The sequence below is a fragment of the Tissierella sp. QWL-11 genome (assembly GCF_058683765.1).
Map to the genome: position 1 here is coordinate 1,568,700 of NZ_CM178750.1, position 22,954 is coordinate 1,591,653.

The window sequence follows — 22,954 nt, forward strand, 5'->3', positions numbered from 1 at the left end:
CCTCAACAGCCATTCTATTCCTTAGCCTCTTTTGCAATACAGGTTTCGACAACTGAACTCAATTGTTACTGGGCCCTTGAACATTTGAGTTGATCTTGTCATCCGCCATGTCTCACTCAAGGCAGGCTACTCTGCCTAGTAAATTATATTATACATTGCAGGTTAATCACAATAATTAAATTAATATTATTGCGTCTCCACGAAAGTAGGGTCCACGCCTGCATGCCATTGCAGATCGCCCCATCTCTCTTACTCCCAGAAAAAACCCACGACTGGGCGTCGCAAGCCTTTAAAAGGAACTTCATCGATATGCCCTTTGACGGATTTTTAGCCCCGCCTTCCAGAATAGTTGTGCTGACTAGAATACTATACCACTTTCAGCTAAGGTAATTATATCATATTTATTTTTAAAATACAATATACCTATTTGCTTCTATCTGCAATAAGAATAGTCAATTCTTTTAAAAGACTAGTATCTAGGTTTTCCAATTTGTCCAATAATATTAAACATTTATTTTTAAGTTTTTTAATTTCTTTTTCAGCTTCTTCTCTACCATAAAAACTTAAATAAGTAAATTTGTCTATATCTTCATCTTCTTTAATATCTAATATATCATCTCTAATTTGATATGACAAACCAAGATTTATAGCGAATTCTTCTAATATCTCCATTTGAGTTTGATTGGCACCACCTAATATAGCTCCAGATAATATAGAAGCTTTAAAAAGACCAGCAGTCTTTGTCTCATACATATATATTAATTTTTCTCTAGTCATATTTTCATGATTACAAAATAAATCAACTACCTGTCCACCTATCATACCATTTACTCCTGAATTTCTTAATATATTATCTACAGCCTTTATACTTCTATTATAATCTTCTAGAGTTTTACAATTAGATAGCATATGATTTGTCATTATTTCAACAGATAAGTTTAAAAGTCCATCTCCAGAAAGAATTGCTAATGCTTCACCAAATACAATGTGATTTGTAGGTTTTCCTCTTCTAAAATTATCATTGTCCATACTAGGCAAATCATCATGTATAAGGGAATAAGTATGTATTAATTCTATTGCACTTGAAAATGGTAATATATTGTCTATATTGTCATCAAATAACTTATAAGCAAGAATGCTCATTATTGGTCTAAGTCTTTTCCCATCTGTAAAAATACTATATCTCATACTTTCAATAATCTTATCTTGATAAGGAGTCTTTATAGATAAATGTTTTTCTAAATCTTTCTGAATTATCATTTCAAGTTTTGCTATTTCTTGCTTAATAATTTTCTTCTACCTCCCTGATAAAGTCTAATTGTTCTAAATAGTTGTCTTCATCCTCTAAAACTATCTTTATTTCCCCTTCAGCCTTAGATAGTATTTCATTGCAGTGTTTATATAGTTTTATACCAGTTTTATATTTTTTTAATGATTCATCTAAACTACACTCACCCTTATCTAGTTCTTTTAAAATATTCTCTAGCTCTTTTAAAGCTTCCTCATAGGATAGTTTACTAATCTCCATTTAAAATATCTCCTTTTGTAATTTCCTTTATTTCAGCTAAGATCCTTCCACCTTTTGTTTGGATAAAAATATTTTCTCCTACTGATAAGTCTTCTAAATCTTTTATTACTTTCCCTATTTGATTTGTAATAATCCCTTGTCCCTTTTCAAGTGATAGTGATGGATTTAATATTTCCATTTTTTTATGAAGATCTGAAAGATAAGATGATTTTTTAGATATATAGGAATCAACCTTATATGTTATATCTTTTAGTATCATGTCTATATCTTGTCTTTTTTCTCTTAGACTATGTATAGGGTTATTATATTTTAATTCTATTTTAAATCTATCTATTTCATCATTTTTATCTTCTATATATTTTGAAAAGCTATTTACAGTATAATCATATAAATCATATAGATTATTTCTTAAGTAATTTATATCAGGTACAGCTAACTCAGCTGCTGCTGATGGTGTAGCTGCTCTTAAATCACTTACAAAATCACAAATAGTAAAATCTGTTTCATGGCCTACAGCTGATATGGTAGGTTTTTTAAGTGCAAAGATAACTCTAGCTAATTCTTCATCATTAAATGCAAACAATTCGTCAATAGAACCTCCACCTCTACCAACTATAATTAAATCTATATCAGCAATATTATCTAAATATTTTAGACCTTTAATTATATCTCCAGGGGCTTTTTCTCCTTGAACTAGGGATGGGTATACAAGTATATTACAAGAGGGAAGTCTTCTGTTTATCACAGTGATAATATCTCTTATTGCTGCTCCAGTTGAAGAAGTTACTACTCCTATTTTTTTAGGGATATAAGGTAAACTTTTTTTATGCTTTTCTTGAAATAAGCCTTCCCCTTCCAATTGAGCTTTAAGTAATTCATATTTTTGGTATAATTCGCCTATTCCCTTTTTTACTATGCTTTTTATATAAAATTGATATTCTCCCGTTTTTTCATATATAGATATATATCCTTTAGCTGTTATTTTTTCTCCTTCATTTAATACAAATGAACCTTCATTTATATTACTCCTAAACATTACACACTTTATTCTTCCATTATCATCCTTTAAAGAAAAATAAAGATGTCCACTAAAATGCTTTTTGAAATTAGAAACCTCGCCTTCAATTTCTAAGTTGGATAAAATTATATCTCCAGCAAATACTCTCTTTATATAATTATTAACCTCGCTAACTTTAAGGGGTTTCATTTTCATCACTCATATTATCTAGTTCTCTTACAAACCCTCCTAAAACACCATTTATAAACTTAAAAGAGTCTTCTTTACTATATTTTTTTACGATTTCAATGGCTTCATTTATAGAAACTTCTATAGGTATGTCATCCCTATATAATATTTCATAGATTGCAATCCTAAGTGTAGCTAAATCAACTTTAGCCAATCTATAGATCGTCCACCCTTCTAAATGTCTTTCTATATGCTTATCGATATTTGATAAATTGTTTGTTATATAGTTTATGGCATCTTTTATATATATTTGTTCTTTTTCATCAAATTTAAAATTATCTAAATAAGTATCTAAAGTTTCTTTAGAATAGTCTTTTGTAGATTCCATTTGAAATAATAGCTTCATAGCTCCTTCTCTAGCCTGTTTTCTACTCACTTATTTTCCTCCCTTAAATACAGTAATTACTTGTATTTTAAAACTTAAAATAACCCTCTGAAGCTTCAGAGGGTATGTATATTATTTTAATCTTGATTCACTATCTTTTTCTTTTTTAGGAATTTCAACTCCTTGAATATTTACATTGACCTCTACTACATTTATACCTGTCATAGTTTCAACTGATTTTTTTGTATTTTCTTGCACTTGTTTACCTACCTCAGCAATATTTATACCATACTCTACTATCACAAATATATCAATTTTTGCTTCCCTCTCACCTAATTCTACTTTTACTCCTTTTGAGAAGTTTTTCATTCCTAACATTTCTGTTATGCCACCGGTGAGACTACCACTCATCCCCACTACTCCTTCAATTTCCGTTGCTGCTACTCCAGCAATAATAGCTACAACCTCGTTTGAAATTTTTACACTTCCATGCTCCATAACATCATTTATCGGCTCTTCTGACATATATTACACCTCCAAATTTCCTAACATTCTATAGCTATTATATCAAAGGCGAATGTCATTTACAAACACATTCTATTGTTTATTCATAATTTTAATCTTATCAGTATCGATACCTGTCTCACTTTGTACAACATCTAATATTTTAACCATTTGTTGCTGATTTAAATCATGATTTGAAACTACAACTTTTATTTCTTCTTCGCTTATAAACACTATAGCTTCTTCAAATCCTTTTGCCTTAATTACCCCTTCAATCTGTAACTCTTCCTCTGAAGTCCTTCCTAATTTAATGATTTCTTCCTGAGCTTCCTTCCTAACATCGGATTCTGTATTTTCATTATTTATTATAGTATCTAATCTATCCACTAAATTTGCCCTTAACTTATCTCTAGCTAATCTTTGTTCTACAAAATAGTTTAAATCAAGATTTGTAACCTCATTATCTAAATTTAATTCTATATCATCTTTTTGCTTGTTTAATACTTCTGCTATATTTTGATCATCTAAGTCCATTGAATCTACTATTTCAAACTCATCTTCTTTTTCATTCTCAATTAAATTAGTATCTTTATTTTGATTTTTTACAATTTCTGTCTCTTCATACCTTTGATAATCTTTTGATGTCTTTATTATAGCTTGTTGTGTCAATTGATAATTTAAATATCCTGTAAAAAACAATAATACTAGTAATAGTCCTACAAATATAGGTCTTTTAATTTTAAACATTTTTTAACCCCCTTATTTACTTTTATATACCTGAACTCTATTTGCGGAGATATCAAGTACAGTTTTTACTGCAGTATACATATTCTCAAGAACTAAAGGATCGTCTGCACCTTCAGCTACTACTATAACACCTTTAATATTTGGATTTTTTTCTTTTAATATAACAATGTCATTGGAGATATTTATTAATTGTTTAGATTCATCTTGCCTATTTAGATCTCTAGTCCCCCCCTCTGAATCTACTTCCTTTGTTGTCTCTGATGTCTTGTTAGTATTTAGTGCTGGTACCTTTTCTACACTATCTGCTAGGGTTATCATTACATTAACCCTACCTGCCCCATCTATTTTGCTAAGTATACTAGATAGTTTCCTCTCTAGTAAATTAGAATAATCATCTTCATTATTATATTCAGGTTTTTCTTCATTTAGTACAAAGGAATCCGTATTATCATTTTTATTAGAAAGATTTTTTGTCATAAATAAAAGTATAATTGTTGCTATTAAAATTATAATTAAGTGATTTATAATTTTTTTGTCTTCTAATTCCTTTGCATATTCTTTAATTTTTTTAAATAGATTATCCATTATTTCATCTCCTCTTCTCTTAAGGATATATATATTAGCTCCTCATCTATCCCAAGTTTATTTGAAACTTTCTCTCTAATTTCTTCATATTCTTCATTATCCTTATTATCTTTTTTATGATTTTCTTCTTTTATATTTATTTTCTTTACTTGAATCTTCTCACTCTGAGTATCTTCTCTATCAACGGATAAGATAATATCCATTTTCTTAATTACCCCATAGTTTTCTGTATCTTTTTCAACAGTTGTATCAACGCTTACAACAAAATACTGTTTATTTTCTTCTACTATTTTTTTTACTTCTTCAGAAATTTTTTCTAAATATACCTTTTCTACTAGTTCTTCCTGTTTTTTCGATATATCTTCATAATTCTCTGCATTAAATGATTTAGAATCATAGTTAAATACTTTCTCATCTAAATTTACACTTGTAAGTTTTATAAAAGGGTTTATAAATGTAAAGATTACTATTAATCCTATTATGAAATTTACATATCTTTTCATATTTCCCCTAGGAAGTAACAATTCAACTATTGACAATACAATAAATACAGTTATAATTTGTCTGAGCCAATCATAAACAAATCCACCTATCCCATTTTATTCACCTACCTTAGCATTAATAAATTATTTCCAGTATCCACTGCAATTGTCACAGTTATAAAAAACATAATCCCTATAGCTACTACACTAACTAAAACCATTAATAGAGTTTTAGAAATTTCATCAAAAAAATCCGAGATATTATTAGAAGCTATTGGTTGTATTAAAGCCGCAGTAGCTTTATATATAAATAAAAACACTGCAACTTTTGCTATAGGATTTAAAATAATCAATGCTAAAGATAGAAGTCCTATAATTCCCATCCCATTTTTTAATATAGTAGAAGATCCGATAACTGTATCCATAGCTTCAGATAAAAATCCACCTACTATTGGTACAAAACTATCTATTGCAAATTTTGCAGTTCTTATACTCAAACCATCAATCTTTGTTGATATTCCATATATAGTCAAAATCCCCATAAATATAGTAAATGAAGCTGTAATTATAAAGATTATTGTCTGTCTAGATAATTCTGCAAGCTTTTTTAAATCTCCTCTCTTAGTAAGATTTGATAGTAGGCTTACAATAAAAGAAAAATAAATTAATGGAAAAATAATGTTTTTTATAACCACACCTACTATATTTACACTACCTAGAATTACAGGATGAAATACTATTCTAGCTCCTGGACCTCCTGCAATAACCATTAGAGTTAAAAGTATTGGAAGCAAGAATTGCATAAAATCTACCATTCTATCAACTGATAACTTAGCTATATCAATTATTTCATTAAAACTTGTAAGTACTAAAATAGATATAAGTATATACGTTATATAATTTGCAAATTCGCTTATAACTGAGTTTTCAAAAGCATTTTGTAGATTCATAAGTACAGTTGATATCAAAGTAACTACAAGTATCTTCGAAAGCAAATTCAAAGCTATAATAATTTCTTTAAAAAATATATTATATATACTTTTAGAAATAGACTTTCCATCTATAACTTTTCCACCTTTTATTATGTCAATGAATAAATCCTTGATATTTATATCTAAATTTATTTTGTTTTCTTCCACTAATTCTTTTAATAAATCTTCCATTTCTTCGTATTTATTCATTTCTAAATCATCTATGAATAAAGAATCTGTATTTTCACTTGCATATGCTATATTAGAATATAGTAATACTATTATTGAAAATAAAATAAAGAGTTTTTTCATATTTTTCATCCTTGAGGAAGTATTTTTAATATTAAGTCCATCAATGTTAACAAGATTGGCATAGCTAGTACCATTATTGTAATCTTACCTGCCAATTCAACTTTTAGAGCTATTGAGTTTTCTCCAGCGTCCTTGCAAATTTGTGATCCAAACTCTACTAAATAAGCTATCCCAATTATTTTTAAGAGTATTGAGAAATAAGCTATTTCCACATTACTTCGAAGTGACAAGTCTCTTATGATATCTATAATATAGACTAAATGCTTTATCATCATTGAAAATATTATTATGCCAGTGATAATAGAGATATATATGGCATATTCAGATTTAAAGTTTTTGATTAGATTTATTAGCACAGTTGCTACTATTCCAAGGCCTACAATTTTAAATATCTCCATTTTGAATCACCTCAATATAGATTAAATAATGCTTTTACATCATTAAACAATTCACTGACTAACCTTATTACAACCCCTAATACTACCACTACTCCTACTAAAGTTGTTAAATAGGCATATTCTTCTTTTCCAGATCTAACTAAAACAGTATTCAGTACGGCTATAACTATTCCAATTGCTGCAATTTTAAATATTAAATCTACATCCATATCTATCTCTCCCTATAATAAAATAATTATCATTCCAACTCCTGTTAAAACTCCAAGAGTGGGATAAAGTTTTTGATTCTTCTCCTCTTCCATACCTGCCTCTCGGCTCAATTGACCTATCTGTTCAATTATAAAAGATAAGTTCTTTTCTTGATCAATTCTATTAGATTGGCCTAGAATCTTTCCTAAATATAAAAATAATTCTATATCATCTTCTTTTAAGTAGTATCTGTCTTTTAACAAATCTTTTTTGGAAAGAAAACTTAAATATATATCCTCTATTCTGGCGGTCTCTAGATCTTCCCCTATTTGAGCAAATACACTATAAATACCTTTTTTACTCCTCTTATAAATATCCTTTAAGGCCTTAGGTAGAGGTGTAGATTTTACTAATATTTCGCTTTGTAAAAGTCTTACACAATATTGTAAATCATCAAGATTTTCTCTTCTTCTCTTATATGAAGCTCCATATATATATCCAATAATAGATGGAATTATAAACATTATAAATATTAATAATGTCTTAAATATTACCATGCAGACTCACCCTTTTTAAATGTAAGATATCTCTACCATTTTCGTCTAAGATAAATTTAATAGTACCTACTCCTTTTGAATTATCTAAAATTATATATCTTTTAAAGATTTCTTCATTTATAAGCTTTTCTAAATTCGCTCTATTTTTTATGTCTTCTAAGTTATTGCCATGTACAGTTGCTATAAGTTTAACTCCCGTTCTCAATGCCTCATCTATGGCTTCTATGTCATCTATTCCACCTATTTCATCTACAACTATAATTTCAGGAGACATTGACCTAATAAACATCATAATTCCTTGAGATTTTTTACACCCATCCAGAATATCCGTTCTAATTCCCACATCTTTTTGAGGCATCCCTTGATATATTCCAGAAATTTCCGTTCTTTCATCTATTAAACCTATTTTAAATCCTTTAATCATTTTATAGCCATTGCTTAGGTTTCTAGTTATATCCCTTAATAAAGTGGTCTTCCCACATTGAGGTGGTGATATTATTAAAGTGTTTAAAAATTGTCCTTTATTATCTGTTAAATTGTAAATTAGATTATCTGAGATTCCCTTTTTTTCTCTAGCTATTCTTATGTTTAAAGAAGATATATTTATTATGTTTTCAATTTTTTCACTATCATATAAGACTTTACCTGCAATGCCTACTCTATGCCCTCCTTTAATAGTAATAAACCCACCTTTTATTTCTTCAGAAAAAGCATATATAGAATGATTAGTTATAAGATCAAATGTATTTTTTATATGATAATCTTTTATTATTAGTGGATTATATGGTCTTTTACTTACTTTCCCAAGTATATCTATAAAATAATCACCACCATTTGCATAGATGTTTAAAGGCATATTATTTCTAAATCTAATTTCTTCAATGTTCTTTTTATATTCTATTGGGATATTATTTAAAATTTTTCTTATATCAGAACTTATAATTTCTAATACATCAGAAAAAATTTTTATATCTTCATACACAACCTGTCCCCCCTTATATAAATTCTATGAATTTAGTGGACAAATATTACAAAAATAAAAAGAGTTTAAAACCAAATTTGGTTTTAAACTCTTTTTATTTTTGTACTTATATTTACTATTCTTCGTCACCTTCACAGTAACATTCACAATTTTCATCATCACAACAATCTTCATATTCTTCAAAATCAAAATCATCTTCATCAAAATATTCATCATCATATAATTCATCTTCTACATCTGCAAGATCTTCATCTATGAAATTTACATACTCTTCTAAGTCTACTTGATTTTCTGCAATTTCATCTAAAACATCTGCAAATTCGCCTAATGTGTCGATAATATGAAGCAATAACTTTCCTTCGTTTGACTCTTCAGTTATATCTAATCCTTCAGCTAAGCCTTGTAAATAAGATACCTTTTCAAATAAATAATTCATAATTATCCCTCCATTTATTTTTATATGTTTTTTAAGCTCTAGACATATAGTCTCCTGTTCTAGTATCAATTCTGATTATATCTCCATTATTTATAAATAATGGAACGTTTAAGGTTAAGCCTGTCTCTACAGTTGCAGGCTTTGTAGCTCCTGAAGAAGTATCTCCTCTAATTCCAGGCTCTGTTTCTGTTACTTCTAATTCTACAAAGTTTGGAGGTAGAACTTCAAATACTTTTCCCTGATAAAAACGTACGGTAGCATGATCATTTTCCTTCATATAATTTATTGCATCTTCTATAGTTTCTCTTGCAACGGGAATTTGTTCATATGTGTCTACATCCATAAAATAATATAGCTCTCCATCACTATATAAGTATTGCATTTCTGTAGTTTGAATTTCTGCTTTTTCAAATTTTTCATTTGGGTTAAAAGTTGTCTCTCTAGTAGCTCCTGTTATTACATTTCTTATTTTAGTTCTTACGAATGCTGCTCCTTTACCTGGCTTTACATGCTGGAAATCTACTACTTGGTAAACTGATCCATCTATTTCAAATGTAACGCCTTTTCTAAAATCACCTGCTGAAATCAAATTATATCACTCCTATCTTGAGAAACTCAATATCAATTGAAATAATCTCACTGATATTATACCAATATCTGTTATCTACTACAAGCCTAAACTTAAATAATAATTCTTAACAAATCAATACTTTTTAATAAGTTTTACTTTTGGATTTATATATTCTGGTAAATATGAACCATATAGATATACTTTTTTCTGATTATACTCTAAATTCACTTGATCTAAATTTATATCGTTTTCTCCTTTATAAAATAAAATACCCTCTATATTTAAATTAACTTCATCTTTTATAGATAGACTACCATTATTTATTATGATAATTCCTTCAAAGTCTATATCTTGATTTATAATTAAATTTCCTTCTACATATAATACCCCATTTAATTTCATCTCTTTAGTCTCTTCATTACTTCCTAATATTAACTCTGGTTTAAAATGATTATCTTTATCTTTATTTTTTATATTTAAAAGTAAAGTTTCATTCGTAAAATCAGATATATTTTTAGGAATGTTGTTTTCTAAATTGAGTAATATATTTCTATTACTTTCATTATCGAGAACAATTTTTGCCCTATTATAAACATTTTTCTTTATTGTTCTTGATTCTAGTTTGGCTTCATAGTCAAATATTTTATCTTCTATTAAGTTTATATAAGATTCAAATTCATCCTTTTTATTATGCTCTAAAGTTTGTATATTTATTAAAGGATTATTCATTTCAAAGAAATCATTTAATATTTGAATATCTAAATTAAAAATAATTTCTTTATCATTATAATCAGATTCCAGTAATAAATTTATCTCTTTTCTATATTTATTTGTAATTTCAAATTTGCAAGATTCAAAGTTTTGCTTTTGTTGAATTTCTTTTTCTGCTTTATTATTAGAATAAAATTGTCCTCTTGACTCTTTAAATATGCTTTCACCAAAATACTCTATAAACTTTTCTTTGTCATATATTAATTTATTCACCCGATCTTCTCCAATATAATTAGACTTTATACTTAATCTAGAAAATTTGGAAATCGCAACTTGGAGATTACCTATGTATAGCAAGAAAACTACATTTGTAAATATAAGCATCATTATTAAAAGAGCTATTACAGATATAAAACCTTTTCTATTCATTATCTCCTCCATAGCTTAAATCTATAGGACAATTCAAATACATATCAAATCTAAAATCAAAATCTTCCTTTCCATTATTTAAAGTGAATTTTATATTTAAAATGTTTTTATCTATATTATAATTAAATCTTTCTAGTGTTTTTATTTCACTACATACCTCATTATGCCCTCCAAAAAAGACTTCAGAAGGATATTTAGAATTTATCCTATTGCAGGCTAATCTAATTAATGATCCATCATCCTTTAGATAATAAGTGCTATAGTTATAATTTGTCCTCTTATCTTTAGTAGTTTTTTCTAAGATTACAAATCCTATATTTTGAGGATATGTTTTATCTAAACCTTTAAACTTGGAGATGCAAATAATTTTATCTGCCCTATTTATCTCTTCTTTTATATATAGAACAGCATATCTACCATTTGAAAGAATAGTATCCCTTTTATCATTAGATTTTGTAATATTTATACTAAAATTTAAAATACTATAAAAACACATTAAAAGGATAGAAGTAATAGCTATTCCAAGTATCATTTCTAAAAGAGTAAAGCCATTTTTATTTAGGTATACTTCCTTTAAATTCTTCATAGCTTGTCCCTTCTTTGTCTTGTTTTCTATATATTTTAACTTTTAAACACCAAAGATAATCATTCTCTTCTGTTAGTACTACTTTAGATAAGTATTTATCTTCATACTCTTTTGAAAGTAAATACTCTAATTCCTCTCCTGTATGTAATCTTTCCAGGAAATCTAAACTATCTTTATCTTTAGATTTTAAATTTTCAAAGATTGACTCAGCTATATAGTCAACTTCAATATTTTCTTCTGCTATTTGAAAATATAAAGATGTAGAGCTTAATAGGTTTAAAGATACTATAGAAATAATACCTAGTATAAATATTCCAAAAATTATCTCTAAAAAAACAAATCCATCTCTTTTCATAATTTCTCCATTATTTTACTTTTTCTACACTTATTTTCCCTGTTACAGGTGTTAATACTAGTTTTAATCTTTCATTTTTTCTTGTCTTTATCATCAAAGTATTGCTATCTCCTACTGTTCCATTTCTATTAAATTTAAAACTTACTTTCTCCGATCTATTATTTAACTTTATCCCATTTTTTAAATATACTCTTTTTATTATTTTATGACTTTCACTAGATTGTAAATAATAGGAATTACTCCTGTAGTCAAAGTTTACATAATAATCGATGCCCTCTAAAATAGCACTATTTCTAAAGAACAATAAATCCTTTTTTAACCTATTTAATTCTGCAACTTCTCTCATATTCTTATATATCTCTAAATTTGGAACTATCATACTTAAAAGTATAGAAAAAAGGGCTAATACTAGTAATATTTCTATTAAGGTATAGCCGCTTTTTTCAGTCATTTTAATATCTCCATTCATTTAATATATATAGCATGTATACAATTTCTGCTCTCGTAGCTTTATTATTTATGCTGTTGTAGCTGTTGGATTTCTTTTGCTTTTCATATATCATTTTAGCCGATGTATTATACCATTTAAAATCTGGTAAATCTAGTACTCTTGACATTATAATTTCTACTTCTCTATAAGATATAGTGTCATTAGGTCTAAAGGTATTATCACTATATCCATTTATATACCCTTTTTCTATAGCATAGGATATAACTTTGTCTTTATTTCCAAATTCATCATAGTCTTTAAATTTTTCTATGGTTTTACTATCTTTAAGATTCCAATTATAAACTCTACTTAAAAGGTTTAAGAACTCGGCTCTTGTAACATTTGCATCTGGTTTAAAGTATCCATCACTATATCCATAAATTATATCTCTTCTTAAAAAGGTATCTATCTCATCATTTGCCCAGTTCCCCCTAGCATCAGGGAATACATTTACCTTCTTATCAATTTGCACACAGTATATATTATCTTTTGAAGTTAAAGTAGAGGGACCAATCCATGTAACTATTTTATCTTCTTGAAATGAAGAATTTTTATATAGGAATTTATTATCTACCTTTTTATATACTCCACCTCTATAATCATCATAGTAGTTAAAAGAGAGCTTTATCTTTTTCTCACTATTTATTTCGCCACTCTTATTTGTGATTTCAATATTATATAGTTTAGAAGTTTTGATAAATCTATTATCATTGTTGTATTTAGAATCAGACATAGTCTCTATACTAACACTCACATCATTATAAAAAGTTCCTTTTTCTATTTCTACACTTAATTCTCCATCATTTGTAGTTAAAACTCCTCCTGATTTTGGAATTACTCCTACTACAGATTTTTCTACTACATATTGTTGACTTAAACCATTATAAGCAGCATTGTAGCCTTCAGTAAATCCCTCTTGAAATCCTGATATAAATCCATCCTTATATTCCTTTTCTTGATATACTAAGTTGTACTCAACTATGATTTGAGAGGAAAACACCTTGTTTTTCTTCCAATCATTAGATTTTTTTCCATAGTAGTCATGATTTGCCTGTAGTTCTCCTTTAGATAATCCTGCAGCTTTTCCATCTTCATAAGCTGACTCTGTACTACCTATATTATCCTTTATATTAGTCTCTCTAAAGGATAGATTATAGGACTCTTCAAAGCTTCTCTTAAATCCGATTAAAAAACCTTCCTTATATTCTCTACTATCTTTATTTAAAGAGTAATCTCTTATTATAGAGCTATCCGATGGTTTATTTCTAGAATAATTATTGGTCTTGTTTTCAAAATAATCTTTAGCTCCATAAATAGCTCCTAATATCGTCCCTACGGTTTCTCCATCTGCTATACCTGATTCCATAGTTGTTTTTTCTGATTCTAGATTTGCCTTTTCAAAGCCATCTTCATACGCTTCTTTAAAGCTTTTCTTAAAATCAGTATAAAAACTTGATCTATATTTAGAAGTTTGTTTTTTCAAATTAAACATCTTAATCAAAGTATTATTAGAAGGGCGTGCTTTAGACCAATTAGACCTTACTCCTTTGTTGTAATCCCTAAAACCATATATTTCTCCTAAAAGTCTACCTAGAGAGTCAGCATAATTTGTCTTATTATCCTCTGACTTTGATTCTTTATCTCCAGTTTTATAGTTTTCTTCATATCCACTTTGAAAACCTTCTATATATCCTATATAAAACTCATTTTCATCTTTCCCCTCTAATTCGTCCTTATATTTCTTTTTCATCTCATCTCTACTCAATCTTGCACTACTGTGATGTTCATCTTTATCTTTAGATGAATTTTCTGCACCTTTTATAAGTCCATCAATATAACCTATATCGTACCCAGCTTGTCTAGATTCATCCTTAGTCCCTTCATCCTTTGCAAAGACATTTAGAGATGAATTTACGATTAATATCATTATCATAATTAAAATTAAAAGTTTATTATTTTTCATTTTCTCACCTCACTAATGTCTCTTTAAAATTAAAACCTTTCCAACTGAAGGATCTTCACCAGGTTTTATATCATTTAAATCCATAATTTCTTTTTTATAATTTAGAGTCCCATAATTTTCTTCACATATTTTATTTATATTATCTCCTGGTTTTACTACATAAAAATCATTCATCTCCTCATTTTTATCTATTGATTTATCACTGTTCTCAGGATAAAATGTTTCTAATTTATCTAATAGTATTACTCCATATTCATCCCTGTTATAAGGAATTTCAAAATATATATTTTCTAATTTCAATGGATATAATTTCAAGTCTTCTGGCAAACTAAACTCTATATATTTCCAGCCCATCCAGTTTATACTTTCTGTTATTTTAACATTAACTTTATCTCCAGATTGAGTCTTTAAATTCATTCCTAAAGTACCTGGAGAATAAGAGTAAGAATTTACCCAAACCCCTACTGAACTAGGAGGAATTTTAAATTCTATATCAGGTTTAGACAAGTCCACATATGCCCTATTTTCTTTTTCTAAAGCCAAAATATTATACTCTAATCTAAGGGAATATTTTCCGGATTTTCTATTGGTAAATCTAATTGCACTACCTTTTACTAATGGATTTGAAGGAAGAAAAGAAAAATTATTTAGTTCAAAATCATGGAGTACTTCTCCTGTTTGTTCTTTCAAATTATCTTCACTACAAATTCCATCTATATTGCTACCTATGTCTTCTGAAAAATCTCCATTATTCTCATTGTTTTCATAGCTAAAATCATTTAAGGCTATATCATCATATGGAGAAAAAGGTGTAGTTATTCCATGGTTTGAAGCTTGATCTATATATATTATATCAGGATCAGTTTCTGCTATTCCTTCTAAACTATATATCTTAAGATCTATATTCCCAGCTAATTTACTTCCATTTTGGTCTATACTTATCCTATCTAGGGCAATCCTTCTAGGACTATTGTTCATTGATTTTATAATATTCATAATTCCGTCATATTCTCCAGAAAAGGGAATGCTTACAGACATTTGATTTACATCTATTTCTCCGATATTCTCCATTGAAGGTCTAGTAAAATTCATATTATTTATCTCTACACTATCTTCCTCTATTAGATCATTTAAAAGATATATTATTTGAGCCTGATCTAACTTTGGAAAGTATTTTGAGAGTATCTTATCTCTTTCTCTATCTAATAACTCCCACTCCTTTTCAATTCTTTTTTGTTTTTTTAGAGTAAGAGTATTTTGTAAAATCTTATTTTCATAGTCTATCTTCTGGATTTCAAGTAATTCTATTTTTTTCCCTTGAGGAGTTAAGATAAAGCTAAAAATTGCCCAAATAGATATAACTATTCCTAAAGCAGTAAGTAAGAATTTTTCATTTTTAGTTAGAGATCTGGTCTTGAACTTCTTCAGTTTCATCTTCTGCATTTATATCCTCCTGTGCTAACCTAATATCTAAATTAAAAGTAAATTTATCCTCTTTAGTTGAAATGCTTGAAATATACACATTGTCTAGTCCATCCATAGTATCTAATGCTCGTACAAATTCTGCTATACTCCATTTATCATTAGAAACCCCTAAAAGGTTAATTGAGTCTTCGTATATAGTAATAGATGTAAGATAAGTATCCTTAGGAAGATTGTAAGTTATATTTCTAATAAACTCTTCACTTACTATCTCTTTAGATTCTATAACCTTATCCATATATTGAATCTTTTCTACTTCAGTTTTAAATATGATCATTTCTTCTTCTTTTTCTTTTATTAATATAAACTTATCTACTATACTGGGGTCCTCTGCTTGATTTTTAAGACCATCTACTTGAGAATTAAGTCTCATTATACGAATTTGATTTAAACCTGCATAAATCATAAGAGCTACAAAAAAAACTCCAATAAGAGAATAGATCACTAAAGATTTACTTATTTTAAATTCTTTTTTTTTATAAATGGTTCAAAAAAATTTAAGTCTTTCATCTATGCACCTCATCTCGTCTTATTAGAGCACCTATGGAATTTGCATAAAGTGATATATTCTCATCTAATTTAATCTTATCTAAACTATTTAATTTTACTGTGTTTATATGAAAATGTTTTTTAAATAATTTCTCTATTCCCTCTATATTTGAAAGTCCCCCCTGTAATACTATTAGGTGAACTCTATTCCCAAATTCTCTACTATCATAATATCTTATAATCTTTCCTACCTTATCCATTATTCCTTCCAGAGAAGATTTATATATGATTTCTAATTTATTATCTTCATTTATATCATCTATTTTAGATATATTTTCTATATTCCTGATTTGAATTTCCACTTCATCTTCAGTGAATCCTAAGAATTCATCCATGATTTCATAAATATTTCTTGCACCTGAGTCTATTGCCCTTAAAACTTCGATATTGCTATTTATTGAAATAGTAACTTCAGTCTTTGTATATCCTAAGTCTACAGATACAATAGTATTATCTTTTATAGTGTATTCATTATTTATATTATCATTAAAAGATAATAGCTTTGCTACAGTATTTCCTTGGTGATCTAATGCTACAGGCTCTAATCCTACCTCTTTCATTAAATTAAGATGGCTTAATACAATACCTTTTGGAATGGCAATTAATAGTATATTAAGTTTATCTTCTTCTACCTTATCAAGTAATAGATAGTCTATTACATAGTCTTCAGGATTTATAGGTAAAAATTCCTCTACTTGAAAATTTATTAAGGATGATATTTCACCTTCTTCTACTTTAGGTATATTTATTTCTCTAATTATTATAGAAGAGCTATTTATTACTCCATAGGCCTTTAAATCCATTTTAAACTTATTTGTCTGTAGAAAATCTCTAAAGATATTTATGAGCTTGTCTTCATTTAAAATTCTTCCATCACTATAGACACCTTTTGGTATTTGAAGGGATTGTGATTTAGTGATGTTTATATTAGCCTTTGTAGCTTGTCCCTCTATTACTTTTATTTCAGATGAACCAAAGTCTATGGATATGTTTGGTTTGTTGTTGTTATTGTTGAATAATTTCAAATATATCCCCCTTTTAGTATATTAATTTCCCTAGAATACCTAATATATATTTTTTTCTCCATTAATATTTCCACTACTTTAAAATATAATTGTGTTCAGATATAACAATTATACTTTGAAAATATAATTTTAAAAGATCTTTATTTATTGTTCTCTAATCTTTGATTTAAAAGTAATCTGCACATTATTTTTATTTTTACTATCGTTATTATTTGAACTATCATTCCCACTACAGCTAGTATTAATCGGAATATTTGAACTTTCAAAGTATTCTTCTAAATCTTTCAAGTTAACTGAAGCCCAACCTGAGTAGTTTATCTCCTTATTACTAATTATTAGTCCATTGAAGTTTCCACTAGTATATTTAACTATTCCATCTGGAGCTATCAAGACTCCAGTTAAATCCTTATCTCCTCTAAGAATAATGTCCCCCTTGCTAATTATAACTACTTCACGCTTTATATTTTGCCAGTCAGTATTATTATAATTATTAACAAACCATTTAGCATTTTTTGGTATTTCACTTGTAGTATTAGCCTTTATTTCATATTCTTTGCTTTCATACCAACTATCCTATTTTACAATCAGGGACTTCAAAACTAAAGTCTGGCTCTTTTAAAGCTGGGACAGACTGTCATTCCACCCATTACTATGAAATCTCTATTTGTATAAACATCTCTATACATTTGTCTCTCAGAGTCTAAATTTTTAGCATTTCCATCTAAATAAATATCTCCTGAATCACTTTGGTCTCCATATGTCTGCCCTTAAATAACGCCAGTATCTAATTGCTTAAAATAAATATTTTTTTACATTTATTTCTGCCCCCCCATTCATAGTAGTGTTGTCTTTTTACTATGAACATTGAATTCAGAACCACCAAAGACAAACTTATCAATACTAAACAACAATTTAGAAGGGAGATTTCCAGTTTCTTGATTATTCTAATTTAACGATATAATTGTATTCACTGTTCTTTTAGTATCCCTCATCTCTTCTACTAAAATAATTTTATACTCTCTACAATCTTCCCATTTCTAATAATTGAATAGAAACTTCATCTTTAGGGTATTCAACATTGTTTTTTTGAAATCATTTATAATAATTATATCTTTTGTAAAAAGTTCCTCCAAAAATATTTTCTGATATTTTAGTATAAGCATTATCGTTTAATTTTGCTTCCAAATCCTTATAAGAAATATTTTTACTCAAATAATAAATTAATTCCATAGTGTCTTTTCCAAGATATATTGATTCAAGTGTGGTTTGCGATTTATTATTAGTTTCCACTGACATTGTAAATAATGATAAAAATCCAACAATTATAATTCCAATTATTGCTATGGAAATTATAACTTCTACTAGTGTTAGTCCATTTCTAGATTTTTTAAAATTTTTCACCATAATCTACTCCTTGAATAAATATAATAGGTTGAGAAATTAATATATTATCATGATTTTTTTCGATAGTTAAACTATATATATATCAATTATTTTATTTAAAAAATGTTCCGAAATACCAATTAATCAATTCTTCTCCCCAAAATAAAGTTATCATAAATCCTAATATAATAAATGGAGCAAAAGGAATGGGGTCTTTTCTTGTCTTTAGTTTTGTTGCTAATAAAAATATTGATATAATCCCACCTAATATAAAAGATAAAAATATGGTAAGTAATATATATTTAATTCTTATGGTAAATCCTAAAGCTCCAACTAATGTAACATCTCCTCCACCCATTCCGCCTTTTGATAAGATCATTATAGCTAAGAATAATCCTCCAGCTATTAAAAGTCCTCCAATAGAGTCAATGAAGTTTATAGGTATTTTATATATTATATTATTTGTTAGTTTATGTAATACAGATAGTATTAGAATTGTTATTACTAAACTATCTGGGATAATCATTTCTTTTAAATCTATTAAAGTTATCACTATTAATGTTGATGATATAAGGGCGTAGAATATAAAGTCTATTGATAATTTAAATTTATAAAATAATAATAAGTAAATGATTGCATTAAGTAATTCTATTAATGGATACTGTATTGAAATTTTGTCTTTACAGTATTTACATCTTCCCTTTAAAATTAAATAAGAAAACATGGGTATATTCTCATACCATTTTAAAGGCGTATTACAATTTGGACAATGGGATGATGGGAAAGCTATACTTCCTTCTCTTGGTATTCTATATATGCATACATTTAAAAATGATCCTATTAATAGTCCATATATGAATATAAGTGTAGTCATGAATTGCTCCTTTGATGTAAGATTTATTTTTTATATTATCTAAACAAACGTCCTCAACATCTCTTTACATAATATAATATTCCATACCAGAGGATATTTTCTTTCAGTAATTATCAGAATATTGAATAGGTTATTGGATTATGTAACTAGATCACTTGTTTTATGTCTTTATTCTTCTGATAGATCAAATAATGTATAGTCATCAGCTGTTACACCACTACCATCAGATTTTTTAAATCCAAATTGACCTGCTTTCAAATTAACTGTTGCTCTGTTTTCAACAATTTTATAGGTTACTCCTGAAGGGCCCTTTGGTTCAGCATTTAAATAGCCTAAACCAACAAGACCACCTTTGTTAGAATCAGTAGAATCTTGATCGCTTGGTATATCTATTACTTCTTTTCCATCAGCCTCAGCTATACTTAAAGCACTCTCTATAGTTCTAAGATTTAATCTCACTACGCTTCTATTTGCCTTATCTCTTGATCCAGTCAATCTTGGAACAGCCAATGCAGCTAAAACACCCAATATTCCAATAACAACTACTAATTCTACCAATGTAAAACCTTTCTTGTTTCTTTTTTTGTTAATCCGTTTTAACATAATCATTTTCCTCCTTTTGTTTATAAAAATTTATAATTCCTATTACCCTCGCCCTTTTGCACCACCACCTTTAAAATCGACTTAAATTAAAAATCCTTCGCAAGTTCAGATACAATAGAATGAGAAGCTTGTACTTGATTAAAAAGCTTTCACTCAAGATGCTATACATACACTAAGATTAACAAAATGTATAAAAAACTGCATAAATAACCATTCTGATATTTATGCACCCGAACGATTATCTTATCTTTTGATAATTTAGACTCTGGATTTGCGTCAGTGAGTTTCCCCACCTTTGCCCAGGCAATATTTATTTTTTGACAATTCAATCTATTTTAGAGTACATTAATACAAAGTAAATGTCAATATATGGATTATTTTATGTTATATATTAAATGTCTATATAGTATTTACCATATCAAACATAGGGATTGCCATTGCTATTACTATAAACCCAATAATTATTGCCATTATTACTAGCATTATTGGCTCCATAAGAGTCGTAAGCTTTTGTAGTGATACTTCTAATTCTTCATCATAAAAATCTGCTGTCTTATATAGTATGTCATCTAGAGTACCTGATTCTTCTCCTATTTTTATCATTGAATCTACCATAGGTGGGAATACTCCTACTTCACTTACTGCTCGAGATAGAGAAACTCCCTTTCTCACATCTTCTATAATCTTTTCCATTCTATCTTGAACTACTACATTTCCCACTACTTTTCCAACCACTTCTATTGATTCAAGAAGTGGTATTCCACTTGTAATAAGAGTAGATAGAGTTCTTGTAAATCTTGATGTGACTATTTTTGTAGAGGTATCTTTTAATACTGGGATTTTTAATTTTAGTCCATCAAAAAACCTCATACCATTTGGTGTTTTTTTATAAAATGTAATTGTGAACGTCAATCCAATAAGACCTCCAAAGAATATATACCAATATCTTGTAAGCCAATTGCTCACATTTAAAAGGTTTTGTGTAACTATTGGTAAATCTTGACCGCTAGATTCAAACATTGAGATAAATGTAGGCATAACTGCTACTAATAGAAATATAACTACAGCTATGGATACCACAGCTAGAACTATAGGATAGATCATTGCTGATTTTATTTTGTTTTCAAGCTTATTTTCCTTTTCAAAGTGTACTGCCATTCTCTCCATTATAGTATCCAAATTACCACTTATCTCTCCTGCTTCAACCATATTAATTAATAGAATTGGGAATACATTTCTATGTTTTAGCATTGCTTGAGATAGTATAAATCCCTTTTGTACGTCTCCATGAATATCTTCTAATGCTTTGACAAGTGCTTTGTTTTCTGTTTGCTTTTCAAGTATATCTATACATTTTACTATACCAATACCTGCATCTAGCATGGTATAAAATTGCCTACAAAAAACTGCTAAGTCTTTTTTCTTAACTTTTGGAGAGAATATATCTATCTTTGCATCTGCCTCTATATCCTTTTCTATTTTTACAGGCAAATAATTATTTCCTTTAAGCATAGAAATTACATCTGACTCCTTATCTCCCTCAAAAAAACCTTCTATGGTTTCTCCCGAAAGAGAAACTGCCTTGTATTTGTATATCATATTGCCTCCTATATAATATATCTATTTACATATTCTTTGTTTATAGATTGGTTTAAAATTGACTCTTTTGTTATATATCCTTTTTTATATAATCCTAATAGAGAATTATCCATAGTCTGCATATTAAATTTTGCTCCTGTTTGAATAGCAGTATCAATTTGATGAACTTTACCTTCTCTTATTAAGTTTTTAATGGCTGAAGTAGATCTCATCACCTCAAAGGCTCCTATTCTTCCAAGCCCATCTGCTTTAGGTAATAATTGCTGGGAAACTATGCCTTGTATTACACCTGACAATTGAACTTTAATTTGTTGTTGTTGATGAGGTGGAAACACATCTATAATTCTATCTATGGTTTTTGCAGCCCCTACAGTATGTAGAGTTGATAATACAAGATGCCCTGTCTCTGCTGCAGTTAAAGCTATGGATATAGTATCTAAATCTCTCATCTCTCCCACAAGGATAACATCTGGATCTTGTCTCAAAGCAGCTCTAAGTCCATTGGAAAAACTAAGTGAATCTGAACCAATTTCCCTTTGATTTACTATACTATTTTCATGTCTGTGTAAATACTCAATGGGATCTTCTAAGGTTAATATGTGACAATTCCTCTCTTTATTTATTTGATTTACCATTGCAGCTAGAGTTGTAGACTTCCCGCTACCTGTAGGACCAGTTATAAGGACTAATCCTCTTCTTAGTCGCGCTAATTCTTTAACCACTTCTGGCAATCTTAACTCTTCCATAGATGGTATCTCTAATGGAATTACTCTTAAAGCCATACTATAGCTTCCCCTCTGCTTATATGCATTTATCCTATATCTACCTACACCTGGATTAGAGTAAGAGGTGTCTATTTCTCCTTTTTGTTCTAGAGTTCTAATCAAATTCTCATTTAAAGATGCATGTACTAGTTCTTTGGTTTCTTTAGGTGACAATGGATTTCCCTCTGTTCTGACAAGTTCTCCATTTATCCTAAGTGTAGGTGGCAATCCTACGTTTATATGGATATCAGATGCTTTTTTTTCCATACCTAATCTTAATAATGTTATTAAATCCATTTTATATATCA

General features: G+C 28.2%; 29 protein-coding genes and 1 riboswitch. All 29 genes read right to left on the reverse strand.

The features are described 5' to 3' along the window. Window positions 1–423: 423 nt before the first annotated feature. The 29 genes from AC4PG3_RS07555 to AC4PG3_RS07695 all read right to left on the reverse strand — a co-directional run bounded on the left by AC4PG3_RS07555 (window position 424) and on the right by AC4PG3_RS07695 (window position 22,943). On the reverse strand, window positions 424–1,260 hold the full coding sequence (locus tag AC4PG3_RS07555; protein WP_492196054.1) for a polyprenyl synthetase family protein: 837 nt from the start codon (window positions 1,258–1,260) through the stop codon (window positions 424–426). 22 nt (window positions 1,261–1,282) lie between these two features. After that, window positions 1,283–1,528 carry an exodeoxyribonuclease VII small subunit gene (gene xseB, locus AC4PG3_RS07560; protein WP_492196055.1) on the reverse strand — a complete coding sequence of 82 codons (246 nt, stop codon included), beginning with the start codon at window positions 1,526–1,528 and terminating at the stop codon, window positions 1,283–1,285. After that, window positions 1,518–2,735 (reverse strand): exodeoxyribonuclease VII large subunit, encoded by a 1,218-nt coding sequence (gene xseA, locus AC4PG3_RS07565; protein ID WP_492196056.1) that lies wholly within the window; start codon window positions 2,733–2,735, stop codon window positions 1,518–1,520. The genes xseB and xseA overlap by 11 nt, the downstream gene beginning before the upstream one ends. Continuing rightward, complete coding sequence (gene nusB / locus AC4PG3_RS07570) at window positions 2,722–3,150, reverse strand: transcription antitermination factor NusB (protein WP_492196057.1); 429 nt, start codon at window positions 3,148–3,150, stop codon at window positions 2,722–2,724. Before nusB ends, xseA begins: the two co-directional genes overlap by 14 nt. An 81-nt stretch (window positions 3,151–3,231) precedes the next feature. Then, window positions 3,232–3,624 (reverse strand): Asp23/Gls24 family envelope stress response protein, encoded by a 393-nt coding sequence (locus AC4PG3_RS07575; RefSeq protein WP_492196058.1) that lies wholly within the window; start codon window positions 3,622–3,624, stop codon window positions 3,232–3,234. A 72-nt stretch (window positions 3,625–3,696) separates the two neighbouring features. Continuing rightward, window positions 3,697–4,350 (reverse strand): SpoIIIAH-like family protein, encoded by a 654-nt coding sequence (locus AC4PG3_RS07580; protein ID WP_492196059.1) that lies wholly within the window; start codon window positions 4,348–4,350, stop codon window positions 3,697–3,699. A gap of 12 nt (window positions 4,351–4,362) precedes the next feature. After that, window positions 4,363–4,935, reverse strand: coding sequence for a SpoIIIAG-related protein (locus AC4PG3_RS07585; protein ID WP_492196060.1), 573 nt, complete (start codon window positions 4,933–4,935; stop codon window positions 4,363–4,365). Beyond that, a complete protein-coding gene (gene spoIIIAF, locus AC4PG3_RS07590) occupies window positions 4,935–5,528 on the reverse strand; it encodes a stage III sporulation protein AF (RefSeq protein WP_492198213.1) in 594 nt (197 codons plus the stop codon). The genes AC4PG3_RS07585 and spoIIIAF overlap by 1 nt, the downstream gene beginning before the upstream one ends. Window positions 5,529–5,542: 14 nt before the next feature. After that, complete coding sequence (gene spoIIIAE, locus AC4PG3_RS07595; protein ID WP_492196061.1) at window positions 5,543–6,700, reverse strand: stage III sporulation protein AE; 1,158 nt, start codon at window positions 6,698–6,700, stop codon at window positions 5,543–5,545. 5 nt (window positions 6,701–6,705) lie between these two features. After that, a complete protein-coding gene (gene spoIIIAD, locus AC4PG3_RS07600; RefSeq protein WP_492196062.1) occupies window positions 6,706–7,098 on the reverse strand; it encodes a stage III sporulation protein AD in 393 nt (130 codons plus the stop codon). Window positions 7,099–7,109: 11 nt separating this feature from the next. Then, a complete protein-coding gene (gene spoIIIAC / locus AC4PG3_RS07605) occupies window positions 7,110–7,307 on the reverse strand; it encodes a stage III sporulation protein AC (protein ID WP_492196063.1) in 198 nt (65 codons plus the stop codon). Between the two features lie 12 nt (window positions 7,308–7,319). Continuing rightward, on the reverse strand, window positions 7,320–7,844 hold the full coding sequence (locus AC4PG3_RS07610) for a stage III sporulation protein SpoIIIAB (protein WP_492196064.1): 525 nt from the start codon (window positions 7,842–7,844) through the stop codon (window positions 7,320–7,322). Next, on the reverse strand, window positions 7,831–8,826 hold the full coding sequence (gene spoIIIAA / locus AC4PG3_RS07615) for a stage III sporulation protein AA (protein ID WP_492196065.1): 996 nt from the start codon (window positions 8,824–8,826) through the stop codon (window positions 7,831–7,833). The genes AC4PG3_RS07610 and spoIIIAA overlap by 14 nt, the downstream gene beginning before the upstream one ends. A 115-nt stretch (window positions 8,827–8,941) precedes the next feature. Beyond that, the gene (locus tag AC4PG3_RS07620; protein ID WP_492196066.1) at window positions 8,942–9,262 is read right to left on the reverse strand and encodes a CD1247 N-terminal domain-containing protein; all 321 of its coding nucleotides are present in this window, start codon (window positions 9,260–9,262) and stop codon (window positions 8,942–8,944) included. Between the two features lie 31 nt (window positions 9,263–9,293). Continuing rightward, window positions 9,294–9,851 carry an elongation factor P gene (gene efp / locus AC4PG3_RS07625; RefSeq protein WP_492196067.1) on the reverse strand — a complete coding sequence of 186 codons (558 nt, stop codon included), beginning with the start codon at window positions 9,849–9,851 and terminating at the stop codon, window positions 9,294–9,296. Between the two features lie 114 nt (window positions 9,852–9,965). Further along, window positions 9,966–10,973, reverse strand: coding sequence for a hypothetical protein (locus tag AC4PG3_RS07630; protein WP_492196068.1), 1,008 nt, complete (start codon window positions 10,971–10,973; stop codon window positions 9,966–9,968). Continuing rightward, a complete protein-coding gene (locus AC4PG3_RS07635; protein WP_492196069.1) occupies window positions 10,966–11,559 on the reverse strand; it encodes a PilW family protein in 594 nt (197 codons plus the stop codon). Before AC4PG3_RS07635 ends, AC4PG3_RS07630 begins: the two co-directional genes overlap by 8 nt. Then, window positions 11,528–11,914, reverse strand: coding sequence for a hypothetical protein (locus AC4PG3_RS07640; protein ID WP_492196070.1), 387 nt, complete (start codon window positions 11,912–11,914; stop codon window positions 11,528–11,530). The genes AC4PG3_RS07635 and AC4PG3_RS07640 overlap by 32 nt, the downstream gene beginning before the upstream one ends. A gap of 10 nt (window positions 11,915–11,924) precedes the next feature. Beyond that, window positions 11,925–12,365, reverse strand: coding sequence for a pilus assembly FimT family protein (locus AC4PG3_RS07645; protein ID WP_492196071.1), 441 nt, complete (start codon window positions 12,363–12,365; stop codon window positions 11,925–11,927). A 1-nt stretch (window position 12,366) separates the two neighbouring features. Beyond that, window positions 12,367–14,367, reverse strand: a complete 2,001-nt coding sequence (locus AC4PG3_RS07650; RefSeq protein WP_492196072.1) for an S-layer homology domain-containing protein — start codon at window positions 14,365–14,367, stop codon at window positions 12,367–12,369. Between the two features lie 12 nt (window positions 14,368–14,379). Continuing rightward, a complete protein-coding gene (locus AC4PG3_RS07655; RefSeq protein ID WP_492196073.1) occupies window positions 14,380–15,810 on the reverse strand; it encodes a LysM peptidoglycan-binding domain-containing protein in 1,431 nt (476 codons plus the stop codon). Further along, entirely contained in the window at window positions 15,764–16,255 is a 492-nt protein-coding gene (locus AC4PG3_RS07660; RefSeq protein WP_492196074.1) for a PilN domain-containing protein, read from the reverse strand. Before AC4PG3_RS07660 ends, AC4PG3_RS07655 begins: the two co-directional genes overlap by 47 nt. Before the next feature lie 100 nt (window positions 16,256–16,355). Beyond that, on the reverse strand, window positions 16,356–17,423 hold the full coding sequence (gene pilM / locus AC4PG3_RS07665) for a pilus assembly protein PilM (RefSeq protein ID WP_492196075.1): 1,068 nt from the start codon (window positions 17,421–17,423) through the stop codon (window positions 16,356–16,358). 144 nt (window positions 17,424–17,567) lie between these two features. Beyond that, complete coding sequence (locus AC4PG3_RS07670; RefSeq protein ID WP_492196076.1) at window positions 17,568–17,813, reverse strand: hypothetical protein; 246 nt, start codon at window positions 17,811–17,813, stop codon at window positions 17,568–17,570. Between the two features lie 702 nt (window positions 17,814–18,515). Beyond that, window positions 18,516–18,827 (reverse strand): prepilin-type N-terminal cleavage/methylation domain-containing protein, encoded by a 312-nt coding sequence (locus tag AC4PG3_RS07675; protein WP_492196077.1) that lies wholly within the window; start codon window positions 18,825–18,827, stop codon window positions 18,516–18,518. A gap of 91 nt (window positions 18,828–18,918) precedes the next feature. Continuing rightward, window positions 18,919–19,680, reverse strand: a complete 762-nt coding sequence (locus tag AC4PG3_RS07680; RefSeq protein ID WP_492196078.1) for a prepilin peptidase — start codon at window positions 19,678–19,680, stop codon at window positions 18,919–18,921. A 168-nt stretch (window positions 19,681–19,848) separates the two neighbouring features. Beyond that, window positions 19,849–20,283 carry a type II secretion system protein gene (locus AC4PG3_RS07685; protein ID WP_492196079.1) on the reverse strand — a complete coding sequence of 145 codons (435 nt, stop codon included), beginning with the start codon at window positions 20,281–20,283 and terminating at the stop codon, window positions 19,849–19,851. 222 nt (window positions 20,284–20,505) lie between these two features. Beyond that, window positions 20,506–20,593: riboswitch (cyclic di-GMP riboswitch) on the reverse strand. A gap of 89 nt (window positions 20,594–20,682) precedes the next feature. After that, entirely contained in the window at window positions 20,683–21,882 is a 1,200-nt protein-coding gene (locus AC4PG3_RS07690) for a type II secretion system F family protein (protein WP_492196080.1), read from the reverse strand. A gap of 8 nt (window positions 21,883–21,890) precedes the next feature. Then, window positions 21,891–22,943: a type IV pilus twitching motility protein PilT gene (locus tag AC4PG3_RS07695; protein WP_492196081.1), complete on the reverse strand. Its 1,053-nt coding sequence runs from the start codon at window positions 22,941–22,943 to the stop codon at window positions 21,891–21,893. Window positions 22,944–22,954: the final 11 nt, after the last annotated feature.

What these genes read in the sequence shown, in the direction of transcription:
- AC4PG3_RS07555 (WP_492196054.1), bottom strand. Translation starts at nt 1,260, where the DNA reads ATGATAATTCAGAAAGATTTAGAAAAACATTTATCTATAAAGACTCCT.
- xseB (WP_492196055.1), bottom strand. Translation starts at nt 1,528, where the DNA reads ATGGAGATTAGTAAACTATCCTATGAGGAAGCTTTAAAAGAGCTAGAG.
- xseA (WP_492196056.1), bottom strand. Translation starts at nt 2,735, where the DNA reads ATGAAACCCCTTAAAGTTAGCGAGGTTAATAATTATATAAAGAGAGTA.
- AC4PG3_RS07575 (WP_492196058.1), bottom strand. Translation starts at nt 3,624, where the DNA reads ATGTCAGAAGAGCCGATAAATGATGTTATGGAGCATGGAAGTGTAAAA.
- AC4PG3_RS07580 (WP_492196059.1), bottom strand. Translation starts at nt 4,350, where the DNA reads ATGTTTAAAATTAAAAGACCTATATTTGTAGGACTATTACTAGTATTA.
- AC4PG3_RS07585 (WP_492196060.1), bottom strand. Translation starts at nt 4,935, where the DNA reads ATGGATAATCTATTTAAAAAAATTAAAGAATATGCAAAGGAATTAGAA.
- spoIIIAE (WP_492196061.1), bottom strand. Translation starts at nt 6,700, where the DNA reads ATGAAAAAACTCTTTATTTTATTTTCAATAATAGTATTACTATATTCT.
- spoIIIAD (WP_492196062.1), bottom strand. Translation starts at nt 7,098, where the DNA reads ATGGAGATATTTAAAATTGTAGGCCTTGGAATAGTAGCAACTGTGCTA.
- spoIIIAC (WP_492196063.1), bottom strand. Translation starts at nt 7,307, where the DNA reads ATGGATGTAGATTTAATATTTAAAATTGCAGCAATTGGAATAGTTATA.
- AC4PG3_RS07610 (WP_492196064.1), bottom strand. Translation starts at nt 7,844, where the DNA reads ATGGTAATATTTAAGACATTATTAATATTTATAATGTTTATAATTCCA.
- AC4PG3_RS07620 (WP_492196066.1), bottom strand. Translation starts at nt 9,262, where the DNA reads ATGAATTATTTATTTGAAAAGGTATCTTATTTACAAGGCTTAGCTGAA.
- AC4PG3_RS07630 (WP_492196068.1), bottom strand. Translation starts at nt 10,973, where the DNA reads ATGAATAGAAAAGGTTTTATATCTGTAATAGCTCTTTTAATAATGATG.
- AC4PG3_RS07635 (WP_492196069.1), bottom strand. Translation starts at nt 11,559, where the DNA reads ATGAAGAATTTAAAGGAAGTATACCTAAATAAAAATGGCTTTACTCTT.
- AC4PG3_RS07640 (WP_492196070.1), bottom strand. Translation starts at nt 11,914, where the DNA reads ATGAAAAGAGATGGATTTGTTTTTTTAGAGATAATTTTTGGAATATTT.
- AC4PG3_RS07645 (WP_492196071.1), bottom strand. Translation starts at nt 12,365, where the DNA reads ATGACTGAAAAAAGCGGCTATACCTTAATAGAAATATTACTAGTATTA.
- AC4PG3_RS07650 (WP_492196072.1), bottom strand. Translation starts at nt 14,367, where the DNA reads ATGAAAAATAATAAACTTTTAATTTTAATTATGATAATGATATTAATC.
- AC4PG3_RS07655 (WP_492196073.1), bottom strand. Translation starts at nt 15,810, where the DNA reads ATGCAGAAGATGAAACTGAAGAAGTTCAAGACCAGATCTCTAACTAAA.
- AC4PG3_RS07660 (WP_492196074.1), bottom strand. Translation starts at nt 16,255, where the DNA reads ATGATTTATGCAGGTTTAAATCAAATTCGTATAATGAGACTTAATTCT.
- AC4PG3_RS07675 (WP_492196077.1), bottom strand. Translation starts at nt 18,827, where the DNA reads ATGGTGAAAAATTTTAAAAAATCTAGAAATGGACTAACACTAGTAGAA.
- AC4PG3_RS07680 (WP_492196078.1), bottom strand. Translation starts at nt 19,680, where the DNA reads ATGACTACACTTATATTCATATATGGACTATTAATAGGATCATTTTTA.
- AC4PG3_RS07685 (WP_492196079.1), bottom strand. Translation starts at nt 20,283, where the DNA reads ATGTTAAAACGGATTAACAAAAAAAGAAACAAGAAAGGTTTTACATTG.
- AC4PG3_RS07690 (WP_492196080.1), bottom strand. Translation starts at nt 21,882, where the DNA reads ATGATATACAAATACAAGGCAGTTTCTCTTTCGGGAGAAACCATAGAA.
- AC4PG3_RS07695 (WP_492196081.1), bottom strand. Translation starts at nt 22,943, where the DNA reads ATGGATTTAATAACATTATTAAGATTAGGTATGGAAAAAAAAGCATCT.